Raw genomic sequence first — 19,010 nt, forward strand, 5'->3', positions numbered from 1 at the left:
TCCCCCGTGTTCACTTACCCACCCGTTAATGTGACAACGCCGTTCGTCGAGTTTGCTGGCGAGATGGCCGTCGACGATCTTCGTGAGAACGTCAGCCATGTATGCCTGCGGATCGACGCCATTGAGCTTGCATGTCTCGATGAGCGAGGCGATGATCGCCCAGTTCTCGGCCCCGCTATCGGAACTCGCGAAGAGAGCGTTTTTTCGATTGAGCGCAATGGGGCGGATCGCGCGCTCGACGATATTGGAGTCGATCTCGATACGTCCGTCGTCGACGAAGCGCGTCAAGCCGTCCCAACGCGAGAGCGCGTAGCGGATCGCTTCGGCCAGCTTGGTCTTCTGGCTGATCAGCGCGAGCTTTTCTCGCCGCCAGGGCTCGAGCGCGTCGAGGATGTGGCGAGATTTTTCCTGTCGCACATCACGACGCCGGTCTGGGCTTCGCCCGCGGATTTCGCTCTCGATCCTGTAAAGCGCGCCGATACGTTCGAGCGCCTCGCTGGCGATTGGCGCTGGGCCGGCGGCGGCGAGTTCGTAAAAGCGCCTGCGGACATGAGCCCAACGGAAGGCGAGCGCCACGCTGTTCTTCTGCGCCAGCGCCCGATAACCGGCGTAGCCGTCGACCTGCACGACGCCGGTGAAGCCGGCAAGATGCGCGAGCGGCTGCTCGGATTTGCGGTTTTGCGCATAGACGTAGACGGCGATCGGCGGGTCGGAGCCGCACCATGGCCGATCGTCTTTCGCATAAGCCCAAAGCTGACCGTTCTTGGTGCGTCGTCGATATCGACGACGATCTCGATGCGCGGCAGATGTGCTGGCAAGGCGCCGCGGTTCGTGCGGCGCTTTCTGGCCGCCCTCTCACGCTCCGGCGCAGAGCCGGCTTCCGTTTCCGCCGCCGCGCCAGCCCCTCTGCCTGCTCGACCTCTTCGAGCGCGAGCAGCATCTGGTCTTCGGGAAGTGTCTCGGCGCTCCGCCCGAAGCGGTGTCGTTGCATCTCCTTGATGATCTGAACGAGGCGCTCGTTGCGCGCGCGTTCGGCGAAGCCCTTCACCAGAACGTCGCGGAAGCCATAGGCGGTCGGAACCGAATAGTCATTCGTGCGATAGCGCACGAGCGCTAGGGAGGAGGCCTTTGTCGCTTGCTTGTGGCAGGCTTCGAAGGGCTCCGCGGGAAGTTCGCGTAAGGCAGCCGTGTCGGCGACGAGACGTTCGCCGTTCGTCTGCTCGTTGCGGCCGGCGCGCTCCTTCTGACGGGCGCGGCAGAGGTCCGCGAGCCGTGCGTTCAGCGCGTCGAGCGTCGGCGCATGCGGAACTGGCGTCAGGAAGTTGGCCCGTGAGAACTTCACTAGACCCTCGACCTTGCCCTTGTCGTTCCCCTTGCCGGGACGGCCGAAACGGTCGGAAAACAGAAAATGGCTGACGAACTCGGTGAAGGCCTGAGTGCGCCTGCGCTGGCCGTCGCCCAGGATCTTCGCCACGGCGACCTTCGTGTTGTCATACAATATCGACAGGGGCACGCCGCCGAAGAAGGCGACACCATCATCCCTTGATGGATGAAATCGCGGCCATTTTCCTCGGTCCAGCGAGCTGACCCAGTTCAGCGGCGCTGTGGAGGATGCTCTGGTGATCGTCGCGAATGGAGGCGAATAGGGTAACCGGTGTTCTGCTCCCACATTGTCCGTTGTCGGCTGATCTGTGATCGACATTACATGGATGAGCGGCGAGGAGTTTCTCCATGGAGACTATGTTGGAGGTTCTCATGAAGTGACAGAGCCGACGGAAGGCTAACCGCCAGTGGCCGGACGAGATCAAGGCGCGGATCGTGTCGGAGAGTTTGCGTCCGGGCGTGACAGTGAACGAAGTGGCGGGTAAGCGCTGGCTCATTCGCACGTTGACCCTGAAATTGGGTTTCAGCTTGTAAGGTTTGCGACTAAACGGCATCATTTGCTGATTGCCTTGATAGCTTAGCTTGGCAGGCGGACTCGGCCAATCCTCATTTGCGAGGGATCGCCATCTGCAATAAGCGCACCCTCCTTAACCAAGGCAATAACGCGCTCATGCAATGCCATGTCGCCGACCTGCAAATATGGGTCGCGGCTCAGGCCGAGAGCGTTACCGACTATAAAGGCAACCTTTTTCCATTCCGAAGTGGCTTGCGCCAGTAGCAACGCATCAAAGTAATCGATAGGTGCGGACGCGAGACCATCTGCTGTTACGCACGAAATGGTGCATTGTCGGCCATAAGCTCTTCCCATTTCCGCTGTTTCAGAATGTCTTCATCAGCGGAAATGTTCCTTTCGCGACCGAAAAGCGTTGCCAGCCCGTTGCCGGGTATGATCGAAACGGCTTGAGCTGACTGGATCACTCCGTCAGTGTCATTGCCCCATCTGACAGGCACACGAAGGCCTGTAACATCGATGACATGGTAGGGACGACCCGCCATTCGCCATGCCCACGCTAGGCGAAAGGCCATTTCGCTGGCTGAATGTTGCCCAAACCAGACGACCAACCGGTCCGCCTTGCTCGCGTTCGACCAAAAGGCGTGGAGGCTGTTCTCAATGTCCCACCCCTCCATCTGCCACCAAGCTGCTCGTGCAGATGGGTCCATGTCTACGATGGGGCCGCAACTCAGATCATCCTGAAACACCAGCAAATCGTCATCACGACCTGCAATACGAAGAGCCTCTCGCAACGATCCTGCGGCTGAATCGCCTGGAATGATATGTGTTGTCTTCATTGGAAGCTCCACGCAGACGCATGAAATTTGAGAATGAAAGCAATACCAGTAAACTCGAAGCATATGAACTGCTCGGTTCTGGCGGACTGCGGGCCTTTAGTGGATATCCGAACGCGCGACCAAGACATTCCATGGCAGCAACTCATTGACCCGGCTCTGCGTGTGGCCGTTCACGATGGCAGTCAGCGTTGCGGTCAGGTAGGCAAGCGGATCGACGCCGTTGAGCTTGCATGTCTCGATAAGCGAAGCGATGGTTACCCAGTTCTCGGCTCCTGCGTCGTGCCCGGCGAAGAGAGCATTTTTGCGGTTGAGGGCTATCGGCCTGATGGTCCGCTCGACGGTGTTATTGTCGATCTCGATGCGACCGTCCGAGAGGAAGCTGCAGAGGCCGTCCCAGTATTTTGCGATGTAGGCGAGCGCTTCGCCGAGCGGAGACTTACCAGCGACGTGGGCGCGATGATGCGTCAGCCAAGCCTTCATGTCGGCGATTAACGGCGTTGATCGTTCCAGTCGCCCGGCGAGGCGAGCTTCTGCGGAAAGGCCGCGCAGCTCCGCTTCGATCCGATAGAGTTCGCCGATCCGCCGCACACCCTCCTCGGCAATCGGCGCTGATCCGGTACGCGTGATCTCGACCAGCTTGCGCCTTGCATGTGCCCAACAATAGGCAAGCCGGATGTCCGGACCAACCCGGTCGGGTGCGATCAGCCGATTATATCCGGCATATCCATCGACCTGAAGGATGCCTGTGAACCCTCGCAATATCCGCTCGGCATGTAGTCCACCACGACCGGGAGCATAGGTGAAGGCCACGCCTGGCGGCGCACCTCCGCCCCACGGTCGGTCATCGCGGGCCAGCGCCCAGAAGTACCCGGTTTTGGTTTTGCGAGAGCGAGGATCGAGGACCGGCGCACGGGTCTCGTCCATGAACAGCTTGGTCGACCGCTTCAGGTCGGCGATCAGCGCGTTGAAGAGCGGACGCAGTTCGAATGCTGCCCGACCGACACAATCGGCGAGCGTGGAACGGTCGAGATCGATACCCTGTCTGCTCATAATCTGGGCTTGGCGGTAAAGCGGCAGATTATCGGCGTACTTCGACACCAGCACATGCGAGATCGTCGCCTCGGTCGGCAATCCGGCGTGGATTAGTCGGACAGACTGTAACTCGAAGAATGGCTTTCGACCACAATAGTATCGATTCGCCATCGTTCCCGTTAGCCGCCCCGAATGGGGAGGTGAGCCAGGAGCGGACGTTCTACATTGGCTCTCGTACGTTGGCTTTCTCGAACCGGGAGGCCGCGCAATGAGTCGGCGCGAACGCGCCACACAGCCATCAGCGGGGAATTCCATCGGCGGGCCTTCTGCGCTGTCTCTCGGTTCCCCGTGTCGCATTCTCACGATTGACGGATAGCGTGTCGCGGACCGTCGTTTCCAGGTCCAATTCGCGAACGAAGGGCGTGTGCGCCTGACTTTTTTGGGGCCGCGCAGCCAAAAATATGGCGCCCGGAGAGTCAAAAAGCTGACAAAACATTAACTGAAATGGCAGGCAAAGAAAGCCCCAACAATGCGATCCTTAATAACTCGTCAATTAAAAGCCATCTATATGGTTTCAAAGGAAGGTCGCGTGCTCCTTTCCGTACAATAGAAGGGCAGATCTATGAAATGGACACAAGCGATTGCCGTCGGGTTGATCGTAACGATGGCCTCTACTCTGACACGCGCCCAAGAGGAAGAGGAGGGCCGCCGAACCGACTACATGCACCGCCTTCACGAAGATTGCGAGCGTGGAGACGAAGAAGCTTGCGCCCATCTCGAGGAAATGCGGGAAGAATGGCGCGAGCGGCACCGCCGGCGCGAATATGAAGAATGGCGCCGAAGGCAAGAAGGGCCGCATGATTACGATGAAGACCAAAATAGGCGCCGCTTCGTCCCGCAGGCCGATCCCAAAGTCGCATTGTGCCTGGCGATCGAAACGAATTACAATAATTGCATGAGGCAGCACGGCGGACGCCAGAACGAGTGCGCCGCTTGGGTCTACGAGCTGAAGGCGAACAAATGCTTCTGAGCGCAATTATGCCGGCAGAGTGCTGCTCGTCATAGCGATCGTCGGCACCACCATTGCGCCCTGGCAGCTCTTCTTCCAGCAGAGCTATGTCACGCGCTCGCGGCGGCTTCGAAGAGCCTTGCGATAGTGACGCAGTCCGACCTCGGAAGCCGAGAAATGCAACACGGGACTTGCCTGGATGGTTGCGGTACAATTTTTGCCGGTAGCTACGCGATGGGGTCCGGCAGTTCGTTCGGATCAGGCAGCGAGCACCGCACTCCAGATTTCGGGCGCAGTTGTCCCGGCGGCTCTAAATCGGCTCAGCGCGAATTGACCCTTTCTGATGCGATGCATGAGTTCGACGCCGGCGATCGTGATCGCCGCATGTCGGAATCGCTTGAACCCGAGCATCGGCCCCAAACGAAGCTTGATGGATCGGTGATCCTGTTCAATCGGATTATTCAGGTATTTCGAAGACCGAATGCAAGTCCGTGCGCCGCCTCGATGCTGTGCGAGAAGCTCGCGCGCCGCCCGATGTGACGCCTGATATCCGTCGAGCGTGATTTTGCCCGGCGGCCGTCCGTGGCTCGCGAACGCACGACGGAAAAACGCTTTGGCCGCGGCGACATCTCGCTTGGCGAGCAGCAAAAAATCCACTGTTTTTCCTACCTTGTCAACGGCGCGGTAGAGATAGACCCCGCGGCCCTTGATCTTGACGTAGGTCTCATCGACGCGCCACGATCCGCCGACTTGGCGCGAGAATCGGTTCCACTGCTTTTCGAACTCCGGAACGTAGCGCTGAACCCAACGCATGATGGTCGTGTGAGCCAAAGATAAGCCGCGTTCGGCCATCATTTCCACGAGATCGCGAAAGCTGAGCTTGTATCGCAGATACCAGCGCACGCAGAGAACGATGATCTCGCGGTCGAAATGGCGGCCTTTGAAAAGTTTGTCCGCGCTCAGCAGCACCCATTACCCCAGTGTCGGGTTCCGCCCTCACGGATTATGTCCCGCTCACGCCATTTGCACCAGAACCGCTGAAATTCGGTGACGTAGCCGACGCGCAACAGACTATTATCGGCTCCGTTTCACTCTCGGCGCAAATTGATCCTTCGTTGCGCGCTCGCAAGAATTGAGGCATCAGAGCGTGCTCACCCTCCGCCGCGTTCGCTCGGCTTTGCACGTCGGCGGTTCAGGCGCCGGTAGTCCATGGGTCGATCACGGAGAGGCCGGCGGCCGTGAATGCGCTGGCGTCGCGGGAGGCGACAACGAAATCATGCGATGCGGCAATAGCAGCGATGTAGCCGTCCGGTGTGGGGAAGCCCTGTCCGGTAGCGCGCGCCTTCACCGCCAAATCGGAATAGCGGCGCGCCGCGTTCACATCGAACGACAGCACGCGGGTGGCAAACAGCTCCAGCACGCCTTCTAGCGCGGCGGACAGCTTTTCCTTGCGCTTGCCCTTGGGGAGTGCGCCGACGCCGAACATCAGCTCGGCGACCGTGACGCTTGAGAGATAGAGCGTCTCTGCAGCCTGTTCATCGAGCCATCGGCGCACCGCCGAATCCGGGTCAGGCTTCATCGCCTCGGAGACGACATTGGTGTCGAGCAAGATCATTCGAAGCGCAGCGGCTCTGCGGGCTTATCGTCGCGGACCCGTTCGAGGGCTTCGACGTCGGCGTTTGTCAGGCCGATCTTCCGGCTCATTTCCGCCAGAGCGCTGCCGAGGCGGAGGCGATCGGGGGGGCGCACAGCGGCTTCCAGGATGTCTCGCATTTCCGCTTCCGTGCTGCGGCCGTGTTGCGCCGCCCGGACTTTCAGGGCGCGATGCGTCTCTTCTGATAGGTTGCGGATTGTGACAGCGGGCATGAGTGCATCTTTGCGTCGAGTGACAGCGTGGCTATCAATGTAGCGCCTCCGATAGCATCGGGCAATGGGGCTCGGGGGCGGCGGTCTTTCACGGTCGAAGCGCCCCGCAACTTGTTGCCGAGATGCGACCATCGGTCGGCGATGGGAGGGTGCGTCGGAAATGGCCAAATCGCTGTTCTCCTTCCCGAGGCCGGCCTCAAGTGGGCGGTCGGCGCCCTAAAATCCGACGCCTGGGAACGCTGTTCGGCGGCGAAATAGGCGCGGAGGGCCGGTGTCACTCGCGCTTCGTGAGTGGACTGGATTTCCCCGGATTTCAGGGTTTTGGGTTCGCGGTTCATTGCTGGACTCGCGCTTCATCGTCGGACTTATTCGCGCTCCATGAGTGGACGAACGTTAGGGCCCGGCGGCACAGCTCTCGAGGGTTCAGCTCGTCGATTTTCCCGGGCTTCGTCGGCTCCAGTCCAGTAATGAATCGCGAAAAAAGGCATCGCCTCGCCGGGTCTGTCGGTCGCTTTGCACCCGGCCTTTTTCGCCTATGCGGCGGAGTGGGCAGGCCTGACTGGTGCTTGATACTGGTGGTCATCGCAAGCGCACCCGGAGGATACACGAAGGAGACGCCCGATCCGCCGGGCGGGGAGATCGTTCGCGACGCTGCCGGCAATCCGACGGGCCTGCTGCTCGCCCAGCCCAACGCCACGATCCTCTATTCGACGCTCGCAAATACCATCGCACGCACAGAACGATGATCTTACGGTCGAAATGCCGGCCTTTGAAGATTCATCACGCTCGACCAGTAGCTTTCAAAGGCAGTGAAACAAAAAAGATCGAGCCTCTTCCCTCATGGCTTTTCACTTTAATGACACCGCCGTGCAATTCGACAATGATCTTCGCCAGGTAGAGGCCAACTCCCGTGCCCGTGATGCCGGAAACATTGCTTGCCCGATAGTATCTAGAGAAGATTCTATCGACGTCTCGGCGCGGAATCCCAATTCCGCTATCCGTGACAAAAACCTGCAAGGCAGTCCGCCTGCCCCGGACCACAACTCGCACCGTGCCTCCAAGAGAGGAATATTTGATCGCGTTCCCGATTAAGTTGCTGAACACCTGACCGATAAGATTCTTGTCCCCATAAAATGGCAATTCTTCAGCGCTGTACTTTTCGATCACTGTGGCATTGGACGAAATTTCGCGGTGCAGATCGCAAACTTCCTTTAGCACAACGGACATGTCGAGATCGGTCGGATGGAAGTAGAGGCTCGGACTCTCGATCACACGACTGGTTTGCAGCAGTCCTTCGATCATGATGCTCATCCGCCTCACGGCGGCGCGGATCTTGTTCGCTCGCTCGATAATCACGTCGTCCCGAGGCATCGGACGAGCATTCAACAAACGCTGCGCATGCCCATCGATGATCGTCATTGGCGTTCGAAACTCGTGCGACACCATCGAGATGAAATTCCGCTGATTTTCGCCCAAACGCCGTTCATGCTCCAATTTTTCCTCGAGCATCGAGGCTTCAGTCGCAAGGGCCTGCTGATTGACCTGAAGTTCGATCGCATTGTCGCGAAAGACCACGACGGAGCGCGCCATTTCCCCGAGTTCATCGGGTCGTTCAGTACTTCGGATTTGAATATCCGTTTCGTTCCTCGACAGACGCCGCATACTGGCGGCAAGCTCCAATAAAGGGTCCGTTATCTGTCGAGTTACGTAAAGCATGATCCCGAGGGCCATAGACACGCCGAGAATGGCGGCGGCGATGATCAACGCGCGAGCTTCTCGAATGGCGCGGTCGGAGCGCTCGCTCGCCAGGCGCGCTTGCGTGTTGGTTCGGTCCGATATCCTCCCCAGGGCGTCGCTCGTCGAAGCAAATGCATCCCTGGAAGCCGACATGAAGAGATATCCCGCTGCCGCCTTGTCTCCCTTCGTCATGACCTCGAGCGTGTGTTTCGCTTCAGCATGATATGATTTCCAATTCATCTCGAAGAGCCGGTAATCTGCTGATTCGATCTCGTCATGAAGGATGCTTTCATATCCTCTCTGCGCTCTTGAAATCGCCTCGTCGAGGGACTCCATCTCTCGCTCTATGGCGCTGGCGTCGACGTCTCTCACCGCTATGAGAAAAGCGCCCTCCGCTGCACGGAAATCCGATGTGAAATTGTCGAGGTCGCCGATATATCGCGTGCCCTTCAACCAATGTTCACGGATGTCGGACGATTCGCGATTGACTTCTTCGAGGCGGCCCAACCCGAAGATACCGATGCCCGCGATCGTAGCGAACAAGAGCCACAAGGATGCGACCATACGGAATTTTATCGATTGCGTCAGCTTCATCTTGTTTTAAGGCTCGATCAATCCGACTAGCGCAGCTTTGACCGCTGCCTCGATCCGGGTCGCAACGCCGAGCTTGTTTCGTGCGTTGTCCAGATGATAATCGACGGTTCGCTTCGTGATGCTCATGATCGACGCGATCTCGTCGGATGTCTTGCCGCGCGCCGCCCACAGCAAAGTCTCGATTTCTCTTTCGTTGAGTCCGAGCTGTGGAGTTTCTGATACGCCAAATCGCGCGCCGCCTCTCAGTCTGGCGTCGATGATCGCATGCAGCAGATCGAAGTCGATCGGCTTGGAGACATAATCATCGGCGCCGAGTCTTCTTCCCTTGAGTTCGGTTTCGCGGTCGCTCAAGGCAGTCAAGAACACGAAAGGAGTTCTCGCGACAGGGAGGGCAAATCGCGAGAAATTTTCCAGCACGTCGAACCCGGACATCGACGGCATACTGATATCCGAAAGAACGAGATCCGGTCGAAGGTCCGGCAGAAGCGCCAATGCCTGTTTGCCGCTGCTTGCGAGAACGACTTTGAAGCCGCGGTCCTCGAGCTCTTCGGCGATCAAAGAAGAGGTCTCGAAATCGTCGTCGATGCAGAGGATCGTCGCCCGGCCGTCGGTCGCAGACATCTTATTGGTCTCCGAATTCTCGCTCTTGCTGAGAGGTCGTATTATAGGCCAGGACATAACGCCGTTCCACCGAAGTTCGACAATGGGTGCGGACACAACCATTTGTAAATACGGCAAAAACATGGAGGCCGCTGTAGCCGGCCTCTATCTCGGTTTCCCTAAAGCCAACAACGCTCGATCGAGATTCCGCCTGACGATCTCGTTTTCGTGGAAGGCGTGTTCAGGTGTCCACTCTTCGAGCGCCGCTTGGAAAGCCGACACCGATGCTCTCAATTTCGCCGCATTCCCCTCCTTTCGGCCGAGGACGGCCAAGGCGCTGCCCAGATTGTTTTGAGTGCTCGCCCACAAGCCCGGTGAATCCTGTCGCTTCAGCACCTGTAAGGCTTCACCGTAAACACGGATAGCCTCATCCAGCCTTATAGGATCGTTTTGGCTTTCTCCGATACGCTCGAGAGCATTGCCGAGGGCGATTTGCGTTCGGGCCCATTGCTGGGGCGCTTCTTCTCGGGGAAATACCTCTAAGGCGTTGCGATAAGCGTCGACGGCTCTCAATAGGCACGGAATCCCGCTCTCGCGCGCTCCGATGGCTTGGAAAACATTCCCGAGATTCGATTGAATAATCGCCCAGTCCCGAGGCGCCCTCTCCCGAGAGAATTCCTTCACCGCTTCCTCATAGGCGACGATAGCCATCGAAAATTTGTCCATATCCGATCCGAGTTCACCCGAGCGAGCAAGGGCATTGCCCAAATACATCTGGGTCGTCGCCCATTCCGCCGGCGAACTCTCGTGCTCGAGCTCCTTCAGCGCTTCGTCGAAGGCCGACACGGCCTCAGTCAGGATGGAAAGATCGCTTTTTCTTTGGCCGAGCTCCAGCAGGGCAATTCCCAAGTTCTTCTGCGTGGCTGCCCAATCGGCGGGGCTCCGCGAACGCGTCCTTTCTTCGAGCGTCTGCCGGAAAATGGTCACCGCTTCGGAGATTTTTTCCACTCCATTTGTGCGTTCACCGATCGTGAATGTCGCGATACCGATATTGTTAGACACGGCCGCCCATTGGAGAGGAAAGTGTGATCGAGGTATTTCTGTCAGCGCCGCGCGATACGCGTCGATCGCGTCGGCCAGTTTCGCCGCCGTGCGGTCGTGTTGCCCGATATTGAGAAGCGCATTTCCGAGATCATATTGCGCCTGCGCCCATTTTTGCGGCGCCCGCGTATGACCAATTCCCTGCAACGCCCGTCGATATCGATCTGCGATATCTTCCGCGACCGCGGCTCTCGCTAACGTGGCATGACCGCAGACGACAATCGAAATCGACAAAATGCCAGCCACGTACGCGACAGAACAACGTTCGAGACAAACACGGATGGCGAGCGCCAACGCGTTGAGAGCGGCCGAATTACACGACATCGAAGTGCGCTCCTTGTCGATGAGCGTTACCTCATTACTCAATCGAACGTCGGCATCAGGCTGGCGTTCGCCGGCGTGCTCAACTTGTTGATCTGCTCATTGGTCTGGCCGTCGGCTCCGTTCGGTGGGAGGTCCCGCAGATTTTCGTCTTTCCAACCGCCGCCCAGCGCCATGAACAGCCCAGCTATGTCCGAAAGACGGTTCCCCTCCGCGACGACGCGTGCGACCGAGGCGACCAGATAGGTGTTCTCGGCGTTCAATACGGAGAGCACATTGACCGCCCCGAGACGGAGTTCGGCGCGCACGATGTCGAGGCTCTTCTTCGCCGTCGCTTCGCCGTAGGCAGCGGCTTTCACTGCTTTGGCGTCCGCCTCGAGCGCGCGCAATGCATCGGTGACATTCTGGAATGCGACAATGACGGTCGAATGATATTGAGCGTCCGCCTGGAGGACGCTCGCCTCCGCCGCCCTCTGCTTGTTGAGAAGCGAAAAGCCGTCGAAGATCGTATGTGTGACAGCCGCCGACGCGGTATAGAGCTCCGTGCCGGGCGTGAAAAGTTGTGCGAGCCGATAGGCGCTGTATCCGCCATTCGCGCTCAACGTCACATTCGGAAGCCTTGCCGCAATGGCGACGCCGACTTGCGCGGTAGCCTCGTGCACATTGGCTTCGGCCGCCCGAATGTCGGGCCGCTGCCGGACGAGTTTCGATGGCAGGCTGAGCGGCAGTTCGTGCGGCAACGAAAGAGAACCGAGATGAAAGGTCTCGGCGATCTCGTCTGGAGTATATCGGCCGGCGAGCGCCGTGAGCAGATCGCGCTGCTGCGACAATTGCTTTTCGAGCGGCGGCAATAGCTGCAGGGCCTGCGCGAGGGCCGCTTCCTGGGTGAGCACGTCGGCCTGCGCCACGTAGCCGGCCTCGAATTGCTTGTGCAGCAGCCCCAGCATCTCCCTTCCTATCGCGATCGATCTGCGGACTGCCTCGATCTGCCCCCGTAGCGCGGCTTCCTGGATCGCCGCCGTCACCACATTACCGGTCAAGGCCAGGTAGGCGGCCTCCAGCTGGTAGCGCTGCTGATCCGTCTGCGCCTCCGCCGCCTCGAGGCTTCTGAGATTCTGCCCCCAGATATCGAGCGTGTAGGCGACGGTGAGCTGCTTCAACAGCAAGCCATAGGGCGAATTCGGAGGACCGATGTTGGTGGTCGGCGAATGCAAGGCCTGGCTGAAGAGGCTCTGATTGATCGTTTCGAGCGAACGATTATTGGACTGGAGATTGAGACTGTCGGTGGAGTTGAAAATGGCGGTCGGGAGAAACGCGCCCTTTTGCGCCTCTGCGTTGTGATAGGCGATCCTTATCGCGGCTTCCGCCGCTTGCAAGGTCGGATTGCTCTCGATCGAGGCTTCGATCAGCCGATCGAGGCCGCGGTTGCGGAAGACCTGCCACCAGCGCTTCGGGATTTCTGTGCCCGGCACGAATCTTGGTCCTCCGGCGAGAGCCGGAGCCTTATTCGACGTAAATTTTTCTATCGGCGGCGGGGAAGGCGATACGAAGTCCGGCCCGACCGCGCAACTGGCCAGCGCGGAAAACATCGGCAAGAGCGTGAGGAAAATCCGGCGCCCGTAGTGAGTTTTCGAAGTGGACGAGCCGAAGACTTGCATCTCTATCCGAGTTTCTCTTCCGCGAGCATGCTCTAATCGATCATCTTCGTTCGCTCCTGTCGCTCCGTGATAATGGGAAGACAGGAGCACTCGGACCGCGTGACTTCATAGTTAGGTAGTTCTCCTGCCGCCCAGGGTCTACTGTTATAAATCACAGTAGACCGATCGACTGCCGAGCCCCATAGAAAGTCTGGGATGATTGGAATCGAGACATGCGCTCTCGGTCCCGAGAGACCGTTTCACAAGGCCGTCAAATGCGTCTGGGCAAAAAACACATCGAGGCGAGCGCCTTCGCTGCGGCGGTCCTCGTCGCCGTCGCCCTCTCGAATTGGGCGTTCCGTCAACAAGACGACGTAGATCCTCGTCCGAAGGTAAAAGCTTCAACCGAAACGGAAATCGGACTGAACGACAAACAGGCGGGCGCGCTCGAGATCGGCAAGGTGGATGAGCGAATTTTTGGCGAAGAACGACGAGCCGTCGGGAGCATCGACTTCAACCAGAATCGCCTCGTTCAGGTCTTCACGCCCTATCAGGGACGGATCATCGACGCCTATTTCAATATCGGAGACCGTGTCGAAAGGGATCAAATCCTCTTCACCATCGATAGCCCCGACCTATTGCAGGCGGAGTCCAATCTGATCGCCGTATCCGGCGTGCTCACTCTCCAGACGCGCTCTCTCAACCGCGTCAAGTCCCTGGTCAAGATCGGTGGCGTTTCGCAGCAAGCTGTCGACCAGACGATCTCCGATCAGCAGACGGCCGAGGGGGCTCTAAAGTCGGCGCGGGACGCGGTTCGCATCTTCGGCAAGACCGAGGAAGAGATCGACAAGATCATCGCGGAGCGGCGCGCGGACCCGCGCCTCATCGTGAAGAACCCGATCGCTGGCTATGTTACGGCTCGGGCCGCGGCGCCAGGCCTTTTCGTCCAACCCGGCGTCGTCCCGGCGCCCTATGCGGTCGCCGATACCGCGACCATGTGGATGCTGGCGAATGTCGTGGAGAGCGACGCCCCCCTGCTGCGTGTCGGACAGGACGTTCATGTTCGCGTGGCCGCTTATCCGGATCGAGAGTTCCACGGAGCCATCACCGTGCTCGGGCCCTCTGTCGATCCGACGACCCGGCGCATTTTCGTGCGCTCGGAGATCAAGGACTCAGATCATCTGCTTCGCGCCGGAATGTTCGCCGATTTCGTCATTCGCGTTGGCGCGCCGTTTCGCGCCCCGGCGATTCCGGAGAACGCGGTCGTCCGCAAGAGCGACGGAACCATGACGGCTTGGATCACGCAGGATCATCGACGCTTCAAGCAGAGGACGATCAAGATCGGCCTGCGCCAGAACGGCTTCGACCAGATAGAAGAAGGCCTCTCCGTCGGCGAACTCGTCGTCTCGAAGGGCGCGGTCCTTCTCGACAACCTCGCCGCGATCGGCGCGGCTGAATAGCGCGCCGCTGATCGAACGAGGTTGCCCCGTGCTGAAATCCATTCTTGAATTCGGGCTGACGCGGCGCGCGGTCGTCGTTCTCGCGGTCGGCGTGTTCATCGTCGCCGGCGTGACAGCCTTCACGCGGTTGAATATCGAAGCCTACCCCAATCCCGCGCCTGTCATTCTGGAAATCACCGCCCAGGCGCCGGGCCTCTCCGCCGAGGAGATGGAAAAATACTACACCATCCCGATGGAGATCGCGCTCTACCCGACGCCGCGCGTGACGAACATTCGTTCGACCTCCTTCTACGGCCTGAGCTTTGTTCGCGTCACTTTCGAATATGGGACGGATTATCATTTCGCCTATGCGCAGGCGGCGATCGCCCTGCAACAAGGCGCATCGCTTCCGAACAATGTCTCGCCCGTCATTCAACAGTCGAGCCTCGTCGGCGAAATTTTCCGCTATCAGGTGGTCGGGCCGCCGCATTTCACCCTGACCGATCTTCGGACTGTTCAGGACTGGATCGCCACGCGGCGGCTGCTCACCATCCCTGGCATCGTCCAGATCAATTCCTGGGGCGGAACAACGAAGCAATTCAGCGTCGAGGTCGATCTCGGCAAGCTCGAGGCCTACAATGTCACTATTCCACAGGTCATCGCGGCTCTCGGCAACGCAAATGTCAATGTCGGCGGCCGGGAGATAGAGCTTGGCCAGCAATCGGTGAACATTCGCGGCGTCGGCCTCATCGACGACGGCGGTAACGACGATCTGACGAAAGGCTACCGAACGGAAGACATCGAAAATGTCGTTCTCACCCAATCGAACGGCGTGCCGGTTCAAATCAAGAATGTCGCAAAGGTCACTGTGGGGCATGTTCCGCGTCTCGGCATACTCGGACGCGACCACGACGACGACGTCGCTGCGGCGATCGTCGTCATGGGCCGCACGCAGCACACCAACGAGATTCTGCCGAAGGTCGAGGCCGAGGTCGAAAAAATCAACTCCGACGGGTCTCTTCCGCCCGGCGTGAAGCTCGTTCCTTTCTACGATCGCGGCTCGCTCGTCGCCGTCACCACGCATACGGTCCTTCACAATCTCCTGTTCGGCTGCCTGCTCGTCTTCTTCATTCAATGGATTTTTCTCGGCGATCTGCGCAGCGCGGTCATCGTCGGCGTCAATATTCCCTTCGCCCTGTTCTTCGCGATCATTCTGCTCGTGGCGCAGGGAGAGGACGCCAACCTCCTGTCGCTCGGGGCGGTCGATTTCGGAATCATCGTCGATTCCGCCGTCATCCTCGTCGAGAACATCTTCCGTAACTTTCAAGCGGATCGACCGGCGCGCAATCGTCTCCTGCAACATCTCACCGAAGGCTTTTGGGGCCCCGATCCCACCGCGCCGACTGGCAGCCACGGCAGCGTGCGCCGCTGGACCAATCGGCTCCGGCTCATCTTCGTCAGCGCGCTACAGGTCGACAGAGCCGTGTTCTTCACGGCGGCGATCACGGTCACCGCTTTTCTGCCATTATTCACCATGACGGGCGTCGAAGGGCAGATCTTCGGACCGATGGCGCGAACCTACGCCTATGCGCTGGCCGGCGCGCTACTCGCGACCTTCACTGTGACTCCCGTGCTCGCGTCGATCGTCCTTCCCGCACGCGTCTCCGAGACAGAGACAATCATCGTTCGGCGGCTGCGCGGAGCCTATACCCCGATGCTGCGATGGGCGCTCGACAATGTCCGGCTCGCAATCGGCGCCGGCGTACTGTTCCTCGCGCTCGGCCTGCTTTTGGCGACACGTCTCGGTAGCGAATTCCTACCCGCGCTCGAGGAAGGCAATTACTGGATCCGCGCCTCTCTTCCTTCGACCATGTCGCTCGAATCCGGCGTCGAATCGACCGGCAAGATGCGCGAAATTCTTATGCGGCATCCCGAGATCATCACAGTCGTGACGCAACATGGGCGTCCCGACAATGGCAGCGACGCGTCGGCATTCTCGGACGTGCAGATTTTCGCGCCGTTGAAACCGTTCGACGAATGGCCGCGCGGTTTCACGAAAGACAAGCTCACGGCGGAGCTCCAGAAGGAGTTCGAAGAAGAGCTGCCGGGCGTCGTCTTCGGCTTTTCGCAGTATATTCAGGATAATGTCGACGAAGCCCTGTCGGGCGTGAAGGGCGCCAATTCGGTGAAGGTCGTCGGCTCGGATCTCGCGACCCTCGAAAAGCTGGCCGAGCAGATGCGCGAGCAGATCCGAACCGTCGCGGGCGTCGAGGATCTCGAGCTTCTCCACACGCTCGGGCAGCCCAATCTCAATATCAAAGTCGACCGTCGGCGCGCCGCGCGCTACGGGCTCAACTCTGGCGACGTCAATACGATCGTCCAGGCGGCGATGGGCGGAACGAATGCGACCACCGTGCTCGAGGGCGATAGGCAGTTCGCGGTGGTCGTGCGCCTCGCGCCACAATATCGGACGACGCTCGCCGCGATCGGAGACATCAAGGTCGGCTATACGCCGCCGGGAAGCGCGACGAACGCCTATGTTCCGCTGCGCGAGCTCGCGGCCATCTCCCTCGATACCGGCGCATCCTTCATCTATCGCGAACGCAGCCGCCGCTACGTCCCGCTGAAATTCAACATCCGCGGCCGCGATCTCGCCTCGACTGTGGCGGAGGCGCAGGCGAAGGTCGCGAAAGCGGTCACGCTTCCGCCAGGCTATCAAATTCTCTGGGCCGGCGAATTCGGCAATCTGCAACAGGCCAAGACGCGCCTCGCCATCGTCGTGCCCTTGTCCTTCCTGCTCATCTTCTCGCTTCTCTACAGCCTGTTTAATTCGCTTCGCGATAGCTTGCTGGCGCTCGCGGGCATTCCCTTCGCGATCGTCGGCGGCGTGATCGCCCTCTATGTCTCCGGCGAGAACTTCAGCGTCTCCGCGGCGATCGGTTTCATTTCCCTGTTTGGGGTCGCCGTGATGGATGGGATATTGAACATCACTTACTTCCGAGAACTCGCGATCCAGGGAATGGAATTCCGAGATGCGATTTTTCATGGCGCGGAACAACGCATGAGGCCGCTGCTGATGACGGCGTTGTCGGCGGGCGTCGGCCTCTTTCCCGCCGCTGTTTCGAACGGCATCGGCTCACAGGTGCAGCGGCCATTGGCGACCGTCGTCGTAGGCGGCATGCTGCTCGGACCGATCATGCTGCTCGTTGTCGCGCCGGCGCTCCGTCAGAAGTTCTTGAGGACTTATCGTCCAGCGAAGGAGTCTGGAAATGTCGACCAAGCGCATCTCGACGCTTAGCAGGCGAAATTCCACGGCGATCATCTCTGTCATGATCCACTGCCTCTCGTCCGGATTGTCTCTAGCCGAAGACGGTCGTCCGGCTCCGAGTTCCAATATCGGCTCGCATCGTGCGCAGACGAAACAAGAAAGCGCGCAGCGCGATCGCAGGAAAACGGCACTTGGCGAACGCCCTTGCCCACGCGCTATGTGGAAGGATGATCCGGTCTGCTTCGACGCCCCGGATGAGCACACTCTGCCGACGCCCTCTTCCACTGGGCCGACAGCAGCGCGCAAAGGCTCATCGAACCATGCGACGACGCCGGTCGCCGAAAGTGTCGAGGTGGGCGTCAAATGGGGAGCGAGCAACAATCCATCGCAACATGGCTACGACAGCATTCCCATGATCAGTTCGGCGAGACGCGGCGTCTATGGAAGCGACGACAACTGGGGCGGCGGCGGCCCTGATACGCACGTCGGGGCGGGAGTGAATTTGAAATTCTGACAAGGAGGGCAGCGCGTTTTCTCGAGGTGATCGCCTTGTGTCCGCCTTTATTCCGACCAGGGGCTGCGGTTCTGCTTCGTCGTCCCCGCAGGCCTCGTCTTGCTGCGCTTAGTCAGCCTCGGCCTCGCGCACTGAGATTTCCCGCCGATCATCAAACCGACGTGCGGCCGCTTATAGCAGCGGGGGGTGATGCGATGCTCTACCTTGCTGGATTCGAGAGTATCGCGGGTTCTGTCGCAAAATTGATTTATACTTTAATATACTAACAACGCTCTGATATCCGACTCCTGTCGAATCAATCGGTTAAGTCCGCGAATAATGTGCGAATCGGCCTTGGAAAAAGCATTTACTTGAAATTTGCGACAGAACCCCATTGCGCGCCTGATGACGACTGGCCGGGACGCGCTGTCGAAGACGGAGACTCTGACGATCGCAGCGATCGAGGATGGCGTCCCGGCGCTCGTTGAAGCACGCGCCGCTGTCGCCGCGTTCCAGGCCATGATCCGCAAGAAGGCCGGGGATGAACTCGACGGCTGGATCGACCTCGCAAAAGCCGGCCTTCTGGCTTCCTTTGCGAGCGGCGTCATAAAGGACCGCTCCGCCGTCGCGGCGGCGATCAGGAACGCTTGGTCGAATGGCCAGACCGAGGGCCAGATCACCAGGTTGAAACTGATCAAGCGGCAGATGTATGGGCGCGCAAAACTCGACCTCCTTGAGGCCCGCCTTATCGGAGCTGACTGACGGAAAACGACACCAAAATTGCGTCAGAGCCAATTTTGAACGCCGATCGGGGGTCAATTTTCGATGCCGATTGACAACGGGTTTCAGACCGAGCCGGTGTTCGTCGCTGGTGAAGACCTCGACCGGCCGCTCCGGATGTTTCGTGGCTTCTTCCGTGACGGCGTCTTCGAGGTTTTTTTTGAACGCCGCCGCCTCTTGCGGCGAGGCGGACTTCGGATTTTTGGGGCGCGGAGCCTGGATCGACATGCCGCAGGCTTTCAGCGCCTCCCAGCCGCGTTGAACCGCGACCTTCTCCAACCCCAATTCGCGCGCGAGAAAGGCCGCGACTTTCGCGCTCGTCCACAAGCCGCCATCCATGGGCGGCTCCTTCAGCCGAACGCGTAGCTTGTCGAGCAGCTCGGGCTTCAACACCGTCGCC

General features: G+C 59.4%; 15 protein-coding genes and 6 pseudogenes. 8 read left to right on the forward strand and 13 right to left on the reverse strand.

Going from position 1 to position 19,010, the window contains the following annotated elements; genetic code table 11:
* Positions 1–42: 42 nt before the first annotated feature.
* A pseudogene (tnpC, locus tag AC6IY7_RS19470) lies at positions 43–1,051 on the reverse strand (IS66 family transposase); the annotation flags it as partial.
* Positions 1,052–1,087: 36 nt separating this feature from the next.
* A pseudogene (locus AC6IY7_RS19475) lies at positions 1,088–1,474 on the reverse strand (IS21 family transposase); the annotation flags it as partial.
* Here AC6IY7_RS19475 and AC6IY7_RS19480 point away from each other — a divergent pair.
* Both AC6IY7_RS19480 and AC6IY7_RS19485 read left to right on the forward strand, forming a co-directional pair.
* A complete protein-coding gene (locus AC6IY7_RS19480; RefSeq protein ID WP_497783145.1) occupies positions 1,409–1,546 on the forward strand; it encodes a hypothetical protein in 138 nt (45 codons plus the stop codon). The pseudogene AC6IY7_RS19475 and the gene AC6IY7_RS19480 sit on opposite strands and share 66 nt — an antisense overlap.
* 242 nt (positions 1,547–1,788) lie before the next feature.
* Positions 1,789–1,917, forward strand: a pseudogene (locus tag AC6IY7_RS19485) (hypothetical protein); the annotation flags it as partial.
* Between the two features lie 43 nt (positions 1,918–1,960).
* Here the strand turns inward: AC6IY7_RS19485 and AC6IY7_RS19490 are convergent.
* The 3 genes and pseudogenes from AC6IY7_RS19490 to tnpC (AC6IY7_RS19500) form a co-directional block, all read right to left on the reverse strand.
* Positions 1,961–2,251 (reverse strand): DUF3658 domain-containing protein, encoded by a 291-nt coding sequence (locus tag AC6IY7_RS19490; RefSeq protein WP_497783066.1) that lies wholly within the window; start codon positions 2,249–2,251, stop codon positions 1,961–1,963.
* Positions 2,209–2,733 (reverse strand): DUF1835 domain-containing protein, encoded by a 525-nt coding sequence (locus AC6IY7_RS19495; RefSeq protein ID WP_497783067.1) that lies wholly within the window; start codon positions 2,731–2,733, stop codon positions 2,209–2,211. The genes AC6IY7_RS19490 and AC6IY7_RS19495 overlap by 43 nt, the downstream gene beginning before the upstream one ends.
* 96 nt (positions 2,734–2,829) lie before the next feature.
* Positions 2,830–3,882: pseudogene (gene tnpC / locus AC6IY7_RS19500) on the reverse strand (IS66 family transposase); the annotation flags it as partial.
* A gap of 505 nt (positions 3,883–4,387) precedes the next feature.
* On the opposite strand from tnpC (AC6IY7_RS19500), the gene AC6IY7_RS19505 reads away from it, so the two are divergent.
* Positions 4,388–4,795, forward strand: coding sequence for a hypothetical protein (locus AC6IY7_RS19505; RefSeq protein WP_497783068.1), 408 nt, complete (start codon positions 4,388–4,390; stop codon positions 4,793–4,795).
* 237 nt (positions 4,796–5,032) lie between these two features.
* On the opposite strand, the gene AC6IY7_RS19510 is transcribed toward AC6IY7_RS19505, so the two are convergent.
* From AC6IY7_RS19510 to AC6IY7_RS19520, 3 genes are all read right to left on the reverse strand, one after another.
* Complete coding sequence (locus AC6IY7_RS19510) at positions 5,033–5,740, reverse strand: IS6 family transposase (protein WP_497783133.1); 708 nt, start codon at positions 5,738–5,740, stop codon at positions 5,033–5,035.
* A 226-nt stretch (positions 5,741–5,966) separates the two neighbouring features.
* Positions 5,967–6,389, reverse strand: a complete 423-nt coding sequence (locus AC6IY7_RS19515) for a type II toxin-antitoxin system VapC family toxin (RefSeq protein WP_497783069.1) — start codon at positions 6,387–6,389, stop codon at positions 5,967–5,969.
* Positions 6,386–6,640, reverse strand: coding sequence for a FitA-like ribbon-helix-helix domain-containing protein (locus AC6IY7_RS19520; protein WP_497783070.1), 255 nt, complete (start codon positions 6,638–6,640; stop codon positions 6,386–6,388). The genes AC6IY7_RS19515 and AC6IY7_RS19520 overlap by 4 nt, the downstream gene beginning before the upstream one ends.
* A 566-nt stretch (positions 6,641–7,206) precedes the next feature.
* Between AC6IY7_RS19520 and AC6IY7_RS19525 the strand changes: the two genes are divergently transcribed.
* Complete coding sequence (locus tag AC6IY7_RS19525) at positions 7,207–7,386, forward strand: hypothetical protein (protein ID WP_497783146.1); 180 nt, start codon at positions 7,207–7,209, stop codon at positions 7,384–7,386.
* A gap of 34 nt (positions 7,387–7,420) precedes the next feature.
* Here AC6IY7_RS19525 and AC6IY7_RS19530 read toward each other — a convergent pair whose 3' ends face one another.
* From AC6IY7_RS19530 to AC6IY7_RS19545, 4 genes are all read right to left on the reverse strand, one after another.
* Positions 7,421–8,971 carry a sensor histidine kinase gene (locus AC6IY7_RS19530; protein ID WP_497783071.1) on the reverse strand — a complete coding sequence of 517 codons (1,551 nt, stop codon included), beginning with the start codon at positions 8,969–8,971 and terminating at the stop codon, positions 7,421–7,423.
* A 6-nt stretch (positions 8,972–8,977) separates the two neighbouring features.
* Entirely contained in the window at positions 8,978–9,592 is a 615-nt protein-coding gene (locus AC6IY7_RS19535) for a response regulator transcription factor (RefSeq protein WP_497783072.1), read from the reverse strand.
* A gap of 144 nt (positions 9,593–9,736) precedes the next feature.
* Positions 9,737–10,996, reverse strand: coding sequence for a tetratricopeptide repeat protein (locus AC6IY7_RS19540; RefSeq protein WP_497783073.1), 1,260 nt, complete (start codon positions 10,994–10,996; stop codon positions 9,737–9,739).
* Positions 10,997–11,034: 38 nt separating this feature from the next.
* Entirely contained in the window at positions 11,035–12,651 is a 1,617-nt protein-coding gene (locus AC6IY7_RS19545) for an efflux transporter outer membrane subunit (RefSeq protein ID WP_497783074.1), read from the reverse strand.
* A gap of 254 nt (positions 12,652–12,905) precedes the next feature.
* Here AC6IY7_RS19545 and AC6IY7_RS19550 point away from each other — a divergent pair, with 254 nt between their 5' ends.
* The 4 genes and pseudogenes from AC6IY7_RS19550 to AC6IY7_RS19565 all read left to right on the forward strand — a co-directional run.
* On the forward strand, positions 12,906–14,090 hold the full coding sequence (locus AC6IY7_RS19550) for an efflux RND transporter periplasmic adaptor subunit (RefSeq protein ID WP_497783075.1): 1,185 nt from the start codon (positions 12,906–12,908) through the stop codon (positions 14,088–14,090).
* Between the two features lie 28 nt (positions 14,091–14,118).
* A complete protein-coding gene (locus AC6IY7_RS19555; protein ID WP_497783076.1) occupies positions 14,119–17,367 on the forward strand; it encodes an efflux RND transporter permease subunit in 3,249 nt (1,082 codons plus the stop codon).
* Positions 17,339–17,851 carry a hypothetical protein gene (locus tag AC6IY7_RS19560; RefSeq protein ID WP_497783077.1) on the forward strand — a complete coding sequence of 171 codons (513 nt, stop codon included), beginning with the start codon at positions 17,339–17,341 and terminating at the stop codon, positions 17,849–17,851. Before AC6IY7_RS19555 ends, AC6IY7_RS19560 begins: the two co-directional genes overlap by 29 nt.
* 372 nt (positions 17,852–18,223) lie before the next feature.
* Positions 18,224–18,592 (forward strand): annotated as a pseudogene (locus tag AC6IY7_RS19565) (transposase); the annotation flags it as partial.
* A gap of 183 nt (positions 18,593–18,775) precedes the next feature.
* Here the strand turns inward: AC6IY7_RS19565 and AC6IY7_RS19570 are convergent.
* A pseudogene (locus AC6IY7_RS19570) lies at positions 18,776–18,949 on the reverse strand (winged helix-turn-helix domain-containing protein); the annotation flags it as partial.
* Between the last annotated feature and the right edge of the window lie 61 nt (positions 18,950–19,010).

The organism is Methylosinus sp. is20ea (assembly GCF_059718135.1).

Excerpts from the sequence above, each read along its gene's own strand:
- AC6IY7_RS19480 (WP_497783145.1), top strand. The coding sequence starts at position 1,409 with ATGGCTGACGAACTCGGTGAAGGCCTGAGTGCGCCTGCGCTGGCCGTC.
- AC6IY7_RS19490 (WP_497783066.1), bottom strand. The coding sequence starts at position 2,251 with ATGGGAAGAGCTTATGGCCGACAATGCACCATTTCGTGCGTAACAGCA.
- AC6IY7_RS19495 (WP_497783067.1), bottom strand. The coding sequence starts at position 2,733 with ATGAAGACAACACATATCATTCCAGGCGATTCAGCCGCAGGATCGTTG.
- AC6IY7_RS19505 (WP_497783068.1), top strand. The coding sequence starts at position 4,388 with ATGAAATGGACACAAGCGATTGCCGTCGGGTTGATCGTAACGATGGCC.
- AC6IY7_RS19515 (WP_497783069.1), bottom strand. The coding sequence starts at position 6,389 with ATGATCTTGCTCGACACCAATGTCGTCTCCGAGGCGATGAAGCCTGAC.
- AC6IY7_RS19520 (WP_497783070.1), bottom strand. The coding sequence starts at position 6,640 with ATGCCCGCTGTCACAATCCGCAACCTATCAGAAGAGACGCATCGCGCC.
- AC6IY7_RS19530 (WP_497783071.1), bottom strand. The coding sequence starts at position 8,971 with ATGAAGCTGACGCAATCGATAAAATTCCGTATGGTCGCATCCTTGTGG.
- AC6IY7_RS19535 (WP_497783072.1), bottom strand. The coding sequence starts at position 9,592 with ATGTCTGCGACCGACGGCCGGGCGACGATCCTCTGCATCGACGACGAT.
- AC6IY7_RS19540 (WP_497783073.1), bottom strand. The coding sequence starts at position 10,996 with ATGTCGTGTAATTCGGCCGCTCTCAACGCGTTGGCGCTCGCCATCCGT.
- AC6IY7_RS19545 (WP_497783074.1), bottom strand. The coding sequence starts at position 12,651 with ATGCAAGTCTTCGGCTCGTCCACTTCGAAAACTCACTACGGGCGCCGG.
- AC6IY7_RS19550 (WP_497783075.1), top strand. The coding sequence starts at position 12,906 with ATGCGTCTGGGCAAAAAACACATCGAGGCGAGCGCCTTCGCTGCGGCG.
- AC6IY7_RS19560 (WP_497783077.1), top strand. The coding sequence starts at position 17,339 with ATGTCGACCAAGCGCATCTCGACGCTTAGCAGGCGAAATTCCACGGCG.